This window comes from Parageobacillus caldoxylosilyticus (assembly GCF_019272935.1).
Classification (GTDB): domain Bacteria; phylum Bacillota; class Bacilli; order Bacillales; family Anoxybacillaceae; genus Saccharococcus; species Saccharococcus caldoxylosilyticus.
Genome location: NZ_CP040553.1, coordinates 561487 through 578621 on the forward strand (window position 1 = coordinate 561487; position 17135 = coordinate 578621).

The following is a 17135-nucleotide window of genomic DNA, read 5'->3' on the forward strand; positions in this document are numbered from 1 at the left end:
TCCTTCATGGAAGGATGCTACTTTTTCTCTTTTGGAACTACTTGACAGACAGCGATTTGCGATTCACAGAAACACTGCTTGGCAATTTCCCCAATTTGTTCCGTTGTTAATGATTGCAAGACGGAAACAACATCGAACAAACTGCCCCCATTAAACGCGTAGCGCGTAAACTGGTTGGCGATATATTCCGGAGAATTCATCGAACGCAAAAACGCGCCGATTTTTTTCTTTTTCACCCGCTCTAGTTCCTCGCCTTTCACTGTATCAATGGAAAAGGAAAACAAAATTTGTTTCACTTCTTCGCTAAGCCGATCGGCATCGCTTGTATCGCCGCCGACCATGGCGAAGCCGAACTCGCGCTCTTCGGTATAATCATACATAAACGTTTCATCAATAAGCCCAAGCCGGTACAATCGCTCGTAATGCGGCGAACTTTTGCCAAACAAATAGTCCAGCAAAACATTGAACGCCAGCTCATGAACCAGTTTTTCTTTGCCGGCTGGAGGAACAGATGGGGCTTTAATTCCGACAAAGCATTTGTTCGTTTGCACATGCATCGGGATGACTTTCTTTTTCTCGGCAACCTCGCTTGGCTCCTTATATATAAACCTTTCGACTTTCTGTGCTTTCGGGAACGATTTTTTCGCTTGATTATCGCGAATTTGCTGCATTATTTTCTGCTCATCGACCGGTCCGACGACAAAAAGCAGCATATTGCTCGGATGGTAAAATGTTTCATAACATTCATATAAAAGATCTTTCGTAATTTGCGCAATAGACTCGACCGTACCAGCAATATCGATTTTTACCGGGTGGTTTTGATACATGCTTTCAATGACGCCAAAGTAAACGCGCCAGTCAGGATTATCATCATACATGCGAATTTCCTGGCCGATGATTCCCTTTTCTTTTTCCACCGTTTTGTCGGAAAAGTAAGGGCTTTGCACAAAGTCAAGAAGCGTTTCTAAATTTTTTTCGACGTTGGCGGTGCTAGAAAATAAATAAGCGGTGCGCGTAAAGGACGTAAATGCATTCGCCGATGCCCCCTGTTTGCTGAACTGTTGGAACACGTCGCCGTCTTCTTTTTCAAACAGCTTATGCTCCAAAAAGTGGGCAATGCCATCGGGAACCCGCTTCATCTCCGTTTTGCCGAGCGGGACGAATTGATTGTCGACCGATCCGTAGTTGGTCGTAAACGTAGCATACGTTTTGTTAAATCCTTTTTTCGGCAAAATATATACATCCAAACCGTTTTCCATTTTTTCATAAAACAGCTGTTCCTGCAGCTGTTCGTATACCATTTTTTTCATATTATTCCGCTCCTTCCATTCCGGTCAGGAAGTAAATCGTATCGAGTTCGACTTTGCCCGCGACGCGCACGATATCTTCGCGGGTAACGCGGTCGGTGCCCGAGAGCCATTCTTCCATCGGCCGCTTCCGCTTGGAAACGACATTATGATAGAGCACTTCCACTAATCCACGCGGAGTGTCGATCGTTTCAAGCAGCTGATTGCGAATGACCGCTTTTGTCTGCGTGATTTCTTCATCGGTGAAATCTCCATTTTTCATCGCTTCCATTTGCTTTTCGATAATTTGCCGCGCTTTTTCGTAATTCGACGGCTCAATGCCCGACATGACCATTAATAACCCTTTATGGCTTTCCAAACGCGAAGCGGCATAATACGCTAAACTCGCTTTCTCGCGCACGTTGATAAACAATTTGGAATGGGAGAAACCGCCGAAAATGCCGTTAAACATTTGCAGCGCGTAATAGTCATCATCATTGTAAGTGACGTTCGTGCGGTAGCCGATATTTAATTTTCCTTGTTTGACATCTTGTTTTTCCACCACTTCGTTCACTTTCTCCGGCGCTTTATGCGCTACTTGTGTTCCGCCTGATGAACGGACGTTGCGGGTTGGCATGGAAAAATGGGATGTCACCGCTTGCAGGACCGCGTCTTCCTGGACGTCGCCAATGACGTACAAATCGATTTCATCCTCGGAAAGCGTTTTTTGATAATATTGAAACAGCTGTTCCGCGGTAATGCCGTCAACATCTTCCAGCTCGCCATTGGCATGTAAAGCGTACGGCTCCCCTTTGCACATTTCTTGAATGAGCCGCAAGCTGGCGTAACGCATTTTATCATCATAAACAGCTTGAATGCGCTGCTTTAGCGCCCGCTTTTCCTGAGCGACAATCTCTTCGACAAATCGCCCGTTTTCCATGGCAGGACGAAGCACAATATCTGCCAGCAATTGAAGCGCTTTCTCTAAAAGCGGCGTTTTCTCCTGCAAAAACACTTCATTGGCTACATCGATGCGAATCGTAATAATATGATTTTCACCCTTCTTCGCTAAATCTACATTTAATGTCGCTCCATACAGTTCATCTAAATACGTCCGCAGCTGCTTGACACTTGGATATTTCGCCGTGCCGCTTTGCAATACATAAGGCAAGAGGGCGCGCAACGTAACCGTTTCCCTGGAAAGAGGCGCTTTCATTTTCCATACAAGTGTATTGGTTTTATATTTATTGGTCGGAACCGTATGGACGTTAATTTGTTGAACCGTCGTTATTTTTTCATTGACCAATCGAACTCCTCCTTTGCAATAAATCTCATGGATATTTTTATTGTTGTGTTCGCCTTATCAACAATATACCTTTCCCAAACCAAAAAATGCAAATAAAAGCAAAAAGAACCCGACGAGTTGGTTCGGGTTCTTTTTCTGTTCGGTTACCGTTTTCCCTTAATGTAAGGAGTGCCTAGAGATTTTGGCGCTTCCGCGCGTCCGATAAAGCCGGCCAGCGCTAAAATGGTCAACACGTATGGGGCAATGAGCAAATAAACGGTTGGGACATTTTTTAAAAATGGAATCGTCTGACCGACAATGCTCAAGCTTTGTGCTAACCCAAAAAACAGCGCCGCTCCCATCGCGCCGATCGGATGCCACTTTCCGAAAATCATCGCCGCAAGGGCCATAAAACCGTGCCCAGAAATGGTGGCATGGCTGAAATCACGTGAAATAATCGTCGCATACACCCCTCCGCCAATACCGCCTAACGCACCGCTAATCATCACAGCGATATAACGCATTTTCGTCACATTGATCCCCATCGTATCCGCTGCCATCGGGTGTTCGCCGACAGCGCGAAGACGAAGGCCAAATGGCGTTTTGTAAATAATATACCAGGCAACAAACGCCAAAATAATCGCCAAATATGACGGAATGTACGCATTTGAGAAAAAGAGCGGCCCGATAACCGGAATGTGGCTTAATACAGGAACGTCAATTTTATCAAATCCGACTTGAATTTGATCGGTTTGTCCTTTTCCATACATTTTTTTGACTAAAAAGAGCGTCAAGCCAAGCGCCAAAAAGTTGATTGCCACGCCGCTGACGACTTGGTCAGCGCGGAAAGAGACCGAGGCAACGGCGTGAAGCAGGGAGAAAACCGCACCGACAATCATCGCAGCCAGCAGGGCGAGCCATGGAGTAAACGCCCCAAACTGATCAGCAAACGTTAAGTTAAAAACAACGCTAACGAACGCGCCGATAATCATTAACCCTTCTAAACCGATGTTTACAACGCCGGAACGCTCGCTAAATACACCGCCAAGCGCTGTAAAAATTAGGGGAGCAGCAAAGAAAATCGCAGATGGAACGATGATTTGCAGAACTTCATAAATGCTCACTTATTCCGCCCCCTTTTGCAAACGAGATAGTAATAAGCGAATAATGTAACTAGATGCGACAAAGAAAATGATAAGTGCAATAATAATATCCACTAATTCGGTTGGCACGCCAGCACTCGACGGCATTTCCAGCGCTCCGACTTTCAGCGCACCGAATAATAATGCCGAGAGCAAAATTCCAAAAGCATTGTTGCCGCCAATCAACGCCACCGCAATTCCGTCAAATCCGATGCCGGTAAATCCTGCTTTCGTAGAAATGTTGCCGAATGTGCCAAGGCCCTCCATGGCGCCAGCAACACCGGCAAAAGCTCCGGAAATGACCATTGCTAAAACAATATTCGTTTTTACATTCATTCCCGCATATTGCGAAGCGTGCTGGTTAAATCCGACCGCCCGCAGCTCAAATCCTTTTGTTGTTTTTTCAAGAAGAAACCACATGATAACGGCACCAATAACGGCGATAATAATGCCGTAATGCATCGTAGAATGGTACGTAATGGCATCGAGAAAATCCGAACGAAGCGATGCGCTTTCGTGGATAGGTTGGGATTTAAAACCTTCATCTGATAAAACAGAACGGATAATGGCATTGGTAACATGAAGAGCAATATAGTTCATCATAATCGTAATGATTACTTCGTGCACTTTTAAATAAGCCTTTAAAATGCCTGGAATTAACGCCCATAGCGCTCCCGCCAGCGCCGCCGCCAAAATGGCGAGCGGCAAGTGAATCACCTTTGGCAAATCGAACGATACGCCGACCCATACCGCTACGAGCCAGCCGACAATAAGCTGCCCTTCGACACCAATGTTAAACAAACCCGTGCGAAAGGCAAAGGCAACGGCAAGTCCCGATAAAATATAAGGCGTCGTCTGACGAATCGTTTCGCCGATGTAATACGGATCGCCGAACGCCCCGTAAATCAACGCGGAATATCCCGCAATCGGATTATACCCGCTGACGATCATGACGATCGAGCCGACGATCATCCCTAACAGCACCGCCAGCACTGGAACGAAGAATTGATTAAGCCGATTTAAATTCATGAGGACACACCTGCTTCCTTCCGTTTACTTCCTGCCATTAGCAATCCGAGCTCCTGTTCCGTCGTTTCTTTCGGATCAACGATGGCGACAATTTTTCCTTCGTAAATCACGGCAATGCGGTCGCTTACATTCATCACTTCATCGAGCTCAAAAGAAACAAGAAGAACTGCTTTGCCTTGATCACGCTGTTCAATAAGCCGTTTGTGGATAAATTCAATGGCTCCAACATCCAACCCGCGCGTTGGCTGCACCGCAATCAGCAAGTCTGGATTCCGATCCACCTCGCGGCCGATAATCGCTTTTTGCTGGTTACCCCCAGAAAGAGCGCGCGCTTTCGTATACTCATCAGGAGTGCGCACGTCAAATTCGGCGATCAGCTGCCGCGCTTTTTCGTAAATCGCTTTAAAGTTCAAAATGCCGCGCTTCGAATATGGACGCTTATAATACGTTTGCAGCGCCATATTTTCACCGATTGGAAAATCGAGAACAAGCCCATGTTTATGACGATCCTGCGGGATATGGCCGACACCGGCTTCAATAATTTTCCGCGGCGGAAGATTGGTAATATCGCGGCCGTTGAGCAAAATCGTTCCCGATTCCGCCTTAATCAGCCCTGTCAGCGCCTCGATCAGTTCTGTCTGTCCGTTGCCGTCCACCCCGGCAATGCCGACGATTTCTCCGGCATGCACCGTTAAATCTAAATGGTTCACGGTCGTCACGCCGCGTGCATCTTTCACGACTAAATCTTTAATTTCCAACACCGGTTTGCCTGGCTGCGCCGGTTTTTTCTCCGTTTTAAACTGCACTTCGCGACCGACCATCAGTGCGGCGAGCTCATTTGGGTTCGTTTCTGAAACGTTTAAAGTAGCGATTCCTTTTCCACGGCGAATGACCGTTACGCGGTCGCACACTTCCATAATTTCTTTTAATTTATGCGTAATTAAAATAATCGATTTTCCTTCCTTGACAAGCTTTTTCATAATTTGTATCAGCTCATGGATTTCTTGTGGCGTCAGTACGGCGGTCGGTTCATCAAAAATCAAAATGTCCGCCCCGCGGTATAATGTTTTTAAAATTTCCACACGCTGCTGCATACCCACGGAAATATCGGCAATTTTCGCCGTCGGATCGACAGCAAGACCATAGCGTTCCGACAGCTCGCGCACTTCCCTTTCCGCCCGCTTTATATCGATCGTACCACCTTTTGTCGGTTCACTGCCTAAAATAATGTTTTCCGTTACCGTAAACGTATCGACAAGCATAAAATGCTGGTGCACCATGCCGATCCCAAGATCGTTGGCTACGTTCGGATCGGTAATGTTGACTTTTTGGCCTTTTACGCGAATCTCACCGCCATCCGGCTGGTAGAGACCAAACAACACGTTCATTAGCGTCGACTTTCCCGCCCCGTTTTCGCCAAGGAGTGCGTGAATCTCCCCCTTTTTTACTTGCAATGTAATGTTGTCATTTGCGACAAAATTGCCAAATACTTTGCGGATGTTCAACATCTCAATCACGTATTCCAAACTATTCACTCCTTACTTCAGCAAGGTAAAATCACAAAATGGAAGGATGCAATCAACTATTGCAGCCTTTCATTTTATGATTTTGGCGGATAAAAAGGCTAGCGGGACACACTAGCCTTTTTTATTCAGTTACTTATTTTAAGGACGCTTCAAACTGTTGAAGTTCTTTTCGGTTTGTTGGAACTTTTACTTCGCCTTTAATAATTTTTTGCTTCCATTGGTCTACTGCCTTTAACACTTCCGGCTTGATGTTATCTTGTGTTGGAGCAATGCCTACCCCATTTTCCGGAAGCCCGTATTCGAGCGTTTTGCCGCCAGGGAAATCACCGTCTTTTGCCCGTTTTGCTACGTCGTAAACAGCAACATCAACCCGTTTTACCATCGATGTCAACGTAACGTTATACGTTTTTCCTTTTACCTTCACCATGCCTTCCGGTGCTTGGTCTTTATCGACACCGATAACCCAAATTTCACGGTTCGGATCTTTCTTTTTCAAGTCTTTCGCTTCCGAGAACAAGCCGTTTCCTGTTGCCCCAGCGGCATGATAGATGACATCGATGCCGGAAGCATACATGCTTGATGCGATCGCTTTTCCTTTATCGGCTTGGTCAAAAGCGCCGGCATATTGCACTTCCACTTTTGCCTTTGGATTGACGGCTTTGACACCGGCACGGAATCCGCTTTCAAACTTCTCAATTAATGGAATTTCCATTCCGCCAATAAAGCCGATTTTGTTCGTTTTTGTCGTTAAACCAGCAACAACACCGACAAGGAACGAACCTTCATTTTCTTTAAAGGTAATGCTTGCCACGTTTGGTTCATTAACAACCGTGTCGACAATCGCAAAATGTTTTTTCGGGTTTTGTTTTGCAACCTCTTTTATTGCATCTCCCATTAAGTAGCCAATTCCATAAATCAAATCAAAATCGCTGCGCACTAGTTTATTTAAGTTCGTCGCATAATCCGCATCACTAGACGATTGCAAATAATCATAGCCGCCGCGGCCTTTTTTCAAGTCATTGTCTTTTCCAAATTTTTGCAGACCTTCCCAAGCGGATTGGTTAAACGATTTGTCGTCAATACCACCGACGTCCGTTACCATCGCAACGCTAAACGTATCTTTGTTGCCGGCATTATTGCCTCCTTGTCCACCACAGCCGCCTAGTAAAGTGCCTGCTGCTAATATAAGAGACAGTGCAATCCCAAACCTTTTCTTCATTGTCCATTACCCCCTAATTCCAAAAAAATTGTCATTCTTCGTTAGTATGGAAACATCCTCGCCCTTCTATTCTATGTATCGGTTTCACCTCCTTAAAAGCTAATGCGTCTGCGCATGACATGGAAGCTAAATTTATCGGAGCGGAAATAGTTAATCGAATAAAAGATCGGTTCATCGTTTTTATCAAAATGCATTTGCTTTAATACAAGAAGCGCTGTTTCCGGCTCACATTGCAAAATCGGCGACACTTTCTCATGATAGCCGAGCGGCTCAATGCGGGCTACCGCATAAGCGATGTCCCGGTTGGTTTGGTGATGTAAATTTTCAAATAGCGACTCTTGTTCATAAGAAATTCCTTTCGGCAAATATTTGCATAAAATTTTATCAATGCAATAGACAACAGGCTCCCCGTCCGCCGTGCGAACCCGTTCAATGTGCAAAATGGCATCGTCTGGCGAACATTGAAATCTTCGCACATCATCTTCGGTTGGCTGCTGAATGGAAGAAGATAAAAAAATCGTTCCCGGCTTGCGTCCCGCTTGGCGAATCATATCGGTCACGCTGCTCAGCTGCTCGATGCCGGAGGTAAACAGCGGTCTTGCGTTGACAAACGTTCCGACGCCGTGGCGGCGGATGATAACATTTTCTTCTTCTAGCACCCGCAACGCCTCGCGCAAGGTGGCGCGGCTGACGCCGAGCTGCTTTGCCAGTTCAAATTCCGAAGGAAGCTTTTGCTTTTCTTTATATACGCCGGTTTCGATATCATGTTTAATGCGATCAATCACCTGCAAATATAGATGGCGATTGTCCGATTTGATCGACATCAGAAAATCCTCCACTTTCTTCATTTTTTAGATATCAGACCTCTGACATTAGACATGTAACCTATTTGACATTACTATAGCATTTTTTTTTTCATAAATAAATAGTTAATAAAAATTTTGTCGAAAAAAAGAAAAAGAATTATTGGTAGCGCTTCCAATGTGACATATTTTTTAGCGGAAAACAGGCGATTGCAGACCTGTTCTCCGCTTTTCTATGACGTTTTTTTTATATCTTCTTTCGAGAGCAGCACGGCACGCGGTTTACTTCCTTCATATGGTCCGACGACTCCGCGCGCTTCCATCGCGTCGATGAGGCGGGCCGCACGGTTATAGCCGATGCGAAAACGCCGCTGCAGCATGGAAACGGAAGCGCTTTGCATCTCTACGACAAGACGTACCGCTTCCTCATATAATTCATCGTCAAATGACGTATCTTCGCTTTCCTCGCTAATCATCATCTCTTCATAGTATTGCGCTTTTTGCTGGGAAATAACAAAGTCGACCACTTCTTCGACTTCTTGATCGGAAACAAACGCTCCTTGGACGCGCACCGGTTTGGAAGCGCCCATCGGCAAAAACAGCATATCGCCGCGGCCTAGCAGCTTTTCCGCGCCGCCCATGTCCAAAATTGTGCGCGAATCCGTTTGCGAGGAAACGCTAAACGCGATCCGCGACGGAATATTGGCTTTAATAACGCCGGTAATGACATCCACCGACGGCCGCTGGGTAGCGATAATTAAATGAATGCCGGCCGCGCGCGCCATTTGCGCGAGCCGTGTAATCGAATCTTCCACATCGGAGGAAGCGACCATCATTAAATCGGCCAGCTCGTCAATAATGACGACAATGTATGGAAGAAGCGGCTGTTTTTCGTTGGCTTCTTGATTATGACGCTGTATATGTTCATTGTACCCTTCGATGTTGCGCGTGCCGGTGTGCGAGAACAATTCATAGCGCCGCTCCATTTCTTGCACTACTTTTTTCAGTGCTTGCGACGCTTTTTTCGGATCGGTCACGACCGGCGTCAGCAAATGTGGAATGCCATTATAGACGCTTAATTCTACCATTTTCGGGTCGATCATCATTAGTTTTACTTCATGCGGTTTTGTCCGCATCAGCAAGCTGATGACAATGCCGTTGATGCATACACTTTTGCCGCTGCCGGTCGCCCCGGCGATTAACAAATGCGGCATTTTGTTCAGCTCTGCGACCACGACTTCGCCGGAAATGTCCCGCCCTAACGGAATTAACAGTTTTGCTTCCTGTTTGTAGTGATCAATCGCTTCTAACACTTCCCGCAGCGAAACGGTGGCAATTTCTTCATTTGGAACTTCAATGCCGATAGCAGACTTTCCAGGAATCGGAGCTTCAATGCGGATGTCCTTCGCTGCTAAGGCAAGCGCAAGGTCATCGCTTAAACTGACGATTTTGCTTACTTTCACGCCGACATCCGGGTATACTTCATATTTCGTCACCGCCGGGCCAAGGTGAACTTGCGTTACTTTCGCTTTAACACCAAAGCTTTGAAATGTTTTTTCCAGCTTGCGCGCATTCGCATAAATATTGGCATGATCCTTCACCTGACCGGTTTGCTTTGGCAAATGCAGCAGCTCAAGCGGCGGCAGCTGGTAATCCGTATTTTCCATCTCCGAGAATGCCAGCGGCGGAGACTCTTCTTCTGCATTTTCCCTGCTCTCTTCAGGCGGTCCGTACTCGGTTTCACTCGAGCGGGCAGCAGTAAAATCAGAAATAATCGGCGGCGAGAAAACTTCCCCTTCCTGTGCGGCCGGCTCCTCGTCGATGCTGTCGCTATGTGGAGAAGACGGCGCTACACTTGGTTTCCGCCGTTTGCGCTCCTTTTTTTGGTGGTTCAACTGTTTCATATCGGCAATGAACGCCAGCCATTGCTGCTTCAGAAATGTAAGAAACAACATCACCGCTTTTCCGATGGTTTCCCGCAGCGATTTTCCCGTCAGAAAGACGATGCCGGCGAGAAAAAGAAAAAAACAGATCCACTTTGTGCCAAGTTCATCAAATAGTTGATAGCTTGCGGCAAACAGAAAAGCTCCGACCATTCCCCCTCCCAAGTCCGCACTCGCGGTTTTGCCGCTTGCTTCATTCCAAAACAATTCCCACGTCGTCCGGATCACGCTAGGATCAAATTGTCCCCGGCGCGACAACAAATCAAACAGCTTTTCATGACTTAAAAGCAAAAGAGCGGAAATGATAATATAGGAACCGAGAAAAATACGGTTGACAAACGAAGGCCAAGCGCGCTTCCAAATGAGATAAAACGACAGGCTAAACATGCCTACCAACAGCAGCATATACCATTCGCCAAAGAAAAAACGCGCCACAAGCACAAGCGCTTTTCCCACCAGCCCAAGGTGGGCCATTGCAATCACGGAAATCGCCAACATAGCAAGCCCGAGCAATTCGAAGCGAAACGCCTCTTTCCATTGCTTTTTGGACTGTTTTGTTTTTTTCTTTCGCTTCCGTTTTGCCACAATGATTCACTCCAATGAACGAATTCGAAGACTGGAAAAAAGCAGCCAACAATGGCTGCTTTTTTCCGTTTGCTTATTTATTATACCATGAATGGACATAGAATTCATTACGATGTTGCGGCAGACATCGGAAATCGCGACCCAGGTGCATATTTTGGATCTAAAAAATGAAACGGATTGGTGCTTAAGTTTTGTACAATTTCATATTCATCGGTATCTGTTTTTTGCACGAGAAACGGAATGCCGTCATAATAGACCATCTTTTGTTTTTCATATGCTGCGGTGTCCGTTGGGAAAATTAAATGCTCCGGCATGATCGTATATAAAATCATTGAATCATCTTCCTTTCACCGGATTTTTTCATTTCAATTAATTCCCGCAATTTGTTCATCGCCTGCGAAACTCCGCCGACTTCATCAATCAGCCCATATTTAACCGCATCGGGACCGACGACGTTCGTGCCAATATCGCGCGTTAAATTTCCTTTCGAAAACATCAGTTCCTTAAACTTTTCTTCACTAATATTTGAATGTTTCGTAACAAAGCGAACGACCCGTTCCTGCATTTTATCTAAATACTCAAATGTTTGCGGAACGCCGATCACGAGCCCCGTCAGGCGAACCGGGTGGATCGTCATCGTCGCTGTTTCGGTAATGAACGAATAGTCGCAGGAAACGGCAATCGGCACGCCGATCGAGTGTCCCCCTCCCAGCACGATCGAAACGGTCGGTTTAGATAAAGATGCCAGCATTTCCGCGATCGCCAATCCTGCTTCCACATCACCGCCTACCGTGTTTAAAATAACAAGCAACCCTTCAATATTTTGATTTTGCTCGATTGCTACAATTTGCGGAATGACATGTTCGTATTTTGTCGCTTTGTTTTGCGGCGGCAGCTGAATATGGCCTTCGATTTGCCCGACGATCGTCAAACAATGGATATTCGTATCCGGCGTCATTTGCGGAATGTTCGTTTGTCCTAATTGCTGAATCGCCTCTGCCGCTTGCTCCGTCTTTGTTTCCGGTTTTTCGTCTGCTTCTTGCTGTATGTAACGCTCTGTTTCCATATACATTCTCCTTTCTCTCCGTCATATGTTTAGTATGCTCGAGTTGGAAAAGAAAAATGCTGATAGGGTAAAATCCCTACCAGCATTTTCCCGTGGACTTTGAGCATGATCGCACTATACTTCCATAATAATTGGCAAAATCATCGGCTTGCGTTTTGTTTTTTCAAATAAAAATTGGCCTAACGCTTCGCGAATATTGGATTTTAAAGAAGACCATTCCATCATATATGTCTGCAAACATTGGTTGATGATGGCAGCAACGATTTTGGTTGCTTCCTCTAGCAATGTTTCCGATTCTCTCACATACACAAAGCCGCGTGAAATAATTTCCGGTCCAGCGACAATATTTTTTGCATCTTTGCTTAATGTCACCACGACGATCAAAATACCATCTTGCGATAACAGACGCCGGTCTCTTAACACGATATTCCCGACATCGCCGATGCCAAGACCGTCAATTAAAATGTTTCCGTACGGAACTTTTCCGCCGGGACGCGCCACACCGTTGCGAAATTCAATCACTTCGCCTTTGTCAATCAAAAACGTCCGATCTTCGGAAATGCCGACCGCTTTGGCAAGATTGGCGTGCGCTTTTTGCATGCGGTATTCCCCATGAACAGGAATAAAGTACTTTGGCTTCATCAAATTAAGCATGAGCTTTAGCTCTTCTTGGCATCCGTGTCCTGATACGTGCACTTTTCGCTCGCGGTAAATGACATCCGCTCCGGCTCGGTATAACGCATCAATCGTTTTCGCAAATCCCAGCTCATATCCCGGCATGACGGAAGCTGCAACAATGACGGTATCTCCTTCTTTTATGTTCACCTGCTTATGCGCCTGTTTTGCCATGCGCGCCAATGCGCTCATCGGTTCGCCATGGCCGCCTGTCGTTAAAATAATTAATTCTTTATCATCGTAGCGGTCAATATCATAAATGGAAATCGTCACTTTGTCCGGAAGATGCAAATAGCCGAGGCGCACTGCAATATCCATCACTTTATGCAATGTTTTTCCTACGACCGCCACCTTTCGTCCGTATGTTTTGGCCGCATGCAGCACTTGCTGGATTCTTGTAATATTGGACGCATAGCAGGCAATAAAAACACGGCCCTTCGCATTGTAAATCACGTCGGCGATTTCCTGCGCGACAACAGTATCGGAACCGGTATATCCCGGCCGTTCTGCGTTGGTGCTATCGGACAGTAAACAAAGCACCCCTTGTTCGCCAATTTGTGCCATCTTTCCTAAATCGGCTCGATTTTTGCCGTATGGAGTCTGGTCAAATTTAAAATCGCTCGTGTACACAATCGCTCCTTGCGATGTATGAATGCTAATTCCGACAGAATCGGGGATGCTGTGAATCGTCCGGAAAAACGTTACTTTCGCTTTGTCGAACAACACTTCGGAATTGGAGCGAATTTCATGCAGTTTGGCATTCGTAATTCCCTGCTCCTTTAAAATCGCTTCCGCCAACCCTAACGTTAATTTCGTTCCATACACCGGCACGGAAATTTTTTTGAGCACATACGCAATCGCCCCGATATGCTCTTCATGTCCATGGGTCAGGAAAATCGCTTTAATACGGTCTTGACGTTCCACAAGATAGCTAATGTCAGGGATCACTTTATCAATTCCGAGCATCTCATCTTCAGGAAACATAACCCCGGCGTCAATGACAAAAATGTCGTCATCAAGCTCCACAACATACATGTTTTTGCCGATTTCCCCAACTCCCCCAAGGGCAAAAATCCTTATTTTCTCTACTGGTTTCGTTCTCAATGCTACGTCCTCCTATGATGATACTAACCCGCTCAAAGTCACTTGCTTTTATTATAACTGATGGTCGATTTTAAACACAAGATAGTTTATAAAGCGCTTGATTTCACAAAAAAACCAACCCGCATAAAGAAGCGGATTGGTTTGCATTATAACGTATTTAATAGGCGCATCAGTTCGCTGCGTTCTTGTTCGGTGAGCGGAACAAGCGGGAGGCGCACCGAGCCGACGTCTAATCCTTTTAGCTGCAATGCGGTTTTTACCGGCACAGGGCTTGGCGCGGCAAACAGGCCTTTCATAACCGGCAGCAGTTTTTGATGAAGCTTGGCCGCTTTCTTATTGTCGCCGGCTTCAAAGGCCGCGATCATTTGCTGCATTTCATTGCCGATAATATGCGATGCGACCGAAACGACGCCGGCTCCGCCGATCGCTAATACCGGAAGCGTAATGCTGTCATCGCCGCTATAAAGCTGAAAGTCTTCCCGCGTGCGGGTGATGATTTCCGTCATCGCATCCAAATTGCCGCTCGCGTCTTTTACGGCAACAATATTAGGAATTTCCGATAAGCGGACAACCGTGTCGACCGCAATGTTGACAACCGAACGGCCCGGGATGTTATACAGCATAACCGGAAGCGATGTGCTCTCGGCAATCGCTTTAAAATGCTGGTACAGCCCTTCCTGATTCGGCTTATTATAATACGGCGCAACTAACATCACGGCATCGACGCCGATTTCTTCCGCCTTTTTCGTCAGCTCGATTGAGGCGCGCGTATTATTTGTTCCTGTTCCGGCAATCACTGGAACTCTTCCGTTGACAACGGAAACGACATGGCGGAATAACGCCACTTTTTCTTCGGTCGTCAAGGTCGGCGATTCGCCGGTCGTGCCGGCAATAACGAGCGAATCGGTTCCGTTTTCCAACAAGTAGTTGATAAGACTTGTCGTTTTCGCAAAGTCAATGTTTCCTTTACGGTCAAACGGCGTAACCATCGCTGTTACGATTTTCCCGAATTGAACCAATGTTTTCACTCCTTATTCCAATTTACCTCGTACTCATCCCATGATAGTTCGGAAAGATGAAACGCATCATGCAACGCGTTGACGGCTTTTTTCATGTCTTCTTCTTTGACTAATACCCAAATGGTCGTATGGCTATCAGCCGATTGTAAAATTTGAATTCCTTGTTCGGAAAGGGCGGTGACAATTTTCGCTGTAACTCCAGGAACACCGGCAATTCCAGCGCCAACAACGGACACTTTTGCACATCCTGTCACTACGGCCGGTTCATACCCGATGCGGCGCAATGCAGCAACCGCTTTTTCCGTCATTTCCCCAGCAACCGTATACACCACTCCATGTGGCGAAATATTAATAAAGTCTACGCTGATCCCTTCATTAGCCATCGCTTTAAACACATCGGACTGCAGTTCATAATGCCCTTCTCTCGCCTGCACTTTAATTTGCGTAACATTGGAAACGTACGTAATTCCCGTTACTAACCGCTCTTTAACATCGCTTCCTTTTTTGCCGCGAATGACAGATGTCACGAGCGTTCCTAATGAATCGGAATACGTGGAGCGTACGCGCAGCGGCACTTTTGCCTGCATCGCAATTTCGACTGCGCGCGGATGGATCACTTTTGCCCCTTGGTACGCCATGTTGCAAATTTCGGTATACGTGACGACATCGAGTGGACGGGCGTTTTCGACAATGCGCGGGTCGGCAGTCATAACCCCTTCGACATCGGTAAAAATATCGACCCATTCGGCGTTTAGCGCCGCGCCAAGCGCTGCCGCGGACGTATCGCTTCCGCCGCGTCCAAGTGTCGTTATATCGCCGTTTTCCGCCACTCCTTGAAAGCCCGCGACGACAACGACGTCATATTCATTTAGCGCTGCAAGAACGCGGTCGCAGCGCATTTCTATAATTTTTGCATTCGTATGATCGTCATTGGTGCGGAAACCCGCTTGGGCACCAGTGAACGCCGTCGCTTTAATGCCGTGTTTATTTAAAAGGTTGGCGAACACGACGCTGGAAATAATTTCGCCGCACGCCATCAGCATATCTTGTTCACGTTTGCTGACGTAATTGTTCGCCCCGCCAATCAGGCTAAGAAGCGTATCGGTCGCGTATGGATCCCCTTTCCGCCCCATCGCTGAGACAACGACGACGACTTTATAGCCATCTTCCAGCGCTCTTTCAATATGTTTGCGCGCAAAATCCCGTCCGCGTTCATCGCGGACGGATGTGCCCCCAAATTTTTGCACAATGATTTTCATGTTAACACCTCGATGTGAGACTGTCTCTATTTTTTATTTTATAAGCCCTAATTTCAGCAGGCTTTCGGCAATTTGCACTGAATTTGACGCCGCGCCTTTTAATAAATTGTCCGCTACGATCCATAGATGAAAAGCGCGGTCATCGTCTAAATCTTTGCGAATGCGGCCGACGAACACATCATATTTGCCGACGCAATCGACCGGCATCGGATATACTTGTTCGCTTGGATCATCTTGTAAAACAACGCCTGGCGCCTCTTTTAATACCGCTTTAATGTCGTCTGCGCTGACGCCGTCTTTTTCAATTTCAATATATACCGACTCCGAATGGCCGCAGACAACCGGGATGCGCACACATGTCGCCGCTACTTGCAGCTCTGGCATATGCATAATTTTCTTCGTTTCATTAATCATTTTCATTTCTTCAAATGTAAAGCCGTTCTCTTGGAATTTATCAATCTGCGGAATGGCGTTAAACGCGATTTGGTAATGTTTGCGGTCCGATTTTACCGGCAAAATTTCCGGCGTCACCGGCTCGCCGCTTAACAACGCTTTTGATTGCTCTTTGAGTTCTTCAATCGCCTGCGCACCGGCGCCCGACACGGCCTGATACGTAGAGACAATCACCCGTTTTAGCCCAAACGCCTGGCGGATCGGTTCGAGCGCCACCACCATCTGAATGGTGGAACAGTTTGGATTGGCGATAATGCCGTTATGCCATGTTAAATCCTGTTCATTCACTTCTGGAACGACAAGCGGCACGTTTTCGTCCATACGGAATGCGCTCGTATTATCGATGACAATCGCCCCACGTTTTACCGCTTCCGGCGCCAGCACTTTGGAAACCGCCCCGCCCGCGCTAAAGAGGGCGATATCTACGCCGGCAAAGCTTTCCGGCGCTGCTGCTTGCACTTCAATTTCTTCGCCGCGAAAGCGCATTTTTTTGCCTGCGGAACGCTCCGATGATAATAAAGTCAGTTTTCCGACTGGAAAGTTTCTATTTTCGAGTGTTTGTACCATTTGCTGACCAACTGCACCTGTTGCACCAACCACTGCAACGTGAAAGCGTCTTTCTTCCATGAACCATTCTCCTTCCACATCATCACTCAATCATATTACTAAACTTGTGCACGATGGAAATCGACAGGTTCTGGCGTACAGAAGAGCCTTTTCTACACCTTCGTGTAGACGCTC

At 46.6% G+C, this 17135-nt stretch carries 14 protein-coding genes; all 14 read right to left on the reverse strand.

What is annotated here, in order from left to right; translation table 11 throughout:
- Positions 1-17 precede the first annotated feature (17 nt).
- Entirely contained in the window at positions 18-1310 is a 1293-nt protein-coding gene (gene yfmH, locus BV455_RS02825; RefSeq protein ID WP_218687743.1) for an EF-P 5-aminopentanol modification-associated protein YfmH, read from the reverse strand.
- Between the two features lies 1 nt (position 1311).
- Positions 1312-2592, reverse strand: coding sequence for an EF-P 5-aminopentanol modification-associated protein YfmF (gene yfmF, locus BV455_RS02830; RefSeq protein ID WP_218687744.1), 1281 nt, complete (start codon positions 2590-2592; stop codon positions 1312-1314).
- A 143-nt stretch (positions 2593-2735) separates the two neighbouring features.
- Entirely contained in the window at positions 2736-3695 is a 960-nt protein-coding gene (locus BV455_RS02835; protein WP_042407069.1) for an ABC transporter permease, read from the reverse strand.
- Positions 3696-4742, reverse strand: a complete 1047-nt coding sequence (locus BV455_RS02840) for an ABC transporter permease (protein ID WP_061580194.1) — start codon at positions 4740-4742, stop codon at positions 3696-3698.
- The gene (locus tag BV455_RS02845; RefSeq protein WP_017437024.1) at positions 4739-6268 is read right to left on the reverse strand and encodes an ABC transporter ATP-binding protein; all 1530 of its coding nucleotides are present in this window, start codon (positions 6266-6268) and stop codon (positions 4739-4741) included. The genes BV455_RS02840 and BV455_RS02845 overlap by 4 nt, the downstream gene beginning before the upstream one ends.
- 133 nt (positions 6269-6401) lie before the next feature.
- Positions 6402-7487 (reverse strand): BMP family lipoprotein, encoded by a 1086-nt coding sequence (locus BV455_RS02850; RefSeq protein WP_218687745.1) that lies wholly within the window; start codon positions 7485-7487, stop codon positions 6402-6404.
- Between the two features lie 92 nt (positions 7488-7579).
- Entirely contained in the window at positions 7580-8311 is a 732-nt protein-coding gene (locus BV455_RS02855; RefSeq protein ID WP_017437026.1) for a GntR family transcriptional regulator, read from the reverse strand.
- 212 nt (positions 8312-8523) lie between these two features.
- The gene (locus BV455_RS02860; protein ID WP_190977517.1) at positions 8524-10818 is read right to left on the reverse strand and encodes a DNA translocase FtsK; all 2295 of its coding nucleotides are present in this window, start codon (positions 10816-10818) and stop codon (positions 8524-8526) included.
- A gap of 107 nt (positions 10819-10925) precedes the next feature.
- Positions 10926-11150 (reverse strand): YlzJ-like family protein, encoded by a 225-nt coding sequence (locus BV455_RS02865; protein ID WP_017437028.1) that lies wholly within the window; start codon positions 11148-11150, stop codon positions 10926-10928.
- Positions 11147-11884: a ClpP family protease gene (locus tag BV455_RS02870; RefSeq protein WP_017437029.1), complete on the reverse strand. Its 738-nt coding sequence runs from the start codon at positions 11882-11884 to the stop codon at positions 11147-11149. The genes BV455_RS02865 and BV455_RS02870 overlap by 4 nt, the downstream gene beginning before the upstream one ends.
- A gap of 114 nt (positions 11885-11998) precedes the next feature.
- Positions 11999-13663 (reverse strand): ribonuclease J, encoded by a 1665-nt coding sequence (locus BV455_RS02875; protein WP_017437030.1) that lies wholly within the window; start codon positions 13661-13663, stop codon positions 11999-12001.
- Positions 13664-13809: 146 nt separating this feature from the next.
- Positions 13810-14682, reverse strand: coding sequence for a 4-hydroxy-tetrahydrodipicolinate synthase (gene dapA, locus BV455_RS02880; protein ID WP_017437031.1), 873 nt, complete (start codon positions 14680-14682; stop codon positions 13810-13812).
- Positions 14683-14687: 5 nt separating this feature from the next.
- Positions 14688-15941: an aspartate kinase gene (gene dapG, locus BV455_RS02885; protein ID WP_042407077.1), complete on the reverse strand. Its 1254-nt coding sequence runs from the start codon at positions 15939-15941 to the stop codon at positions 14688-14690.
- A gap of 33 nt (positions 15942-15974) precedes the next feature.
- Entirely contained in the window at positions 15975-17021 is a 1047-nt protein-coding gene (gene asd / locus BV455_RS02890; RefSeq protein ID WP_017437033.1) for an aspartate-semialdehyde dehydrogenase, read from the reverse strand.
- Positions 17022-17135: the final 114 nt, after the last annotated feature.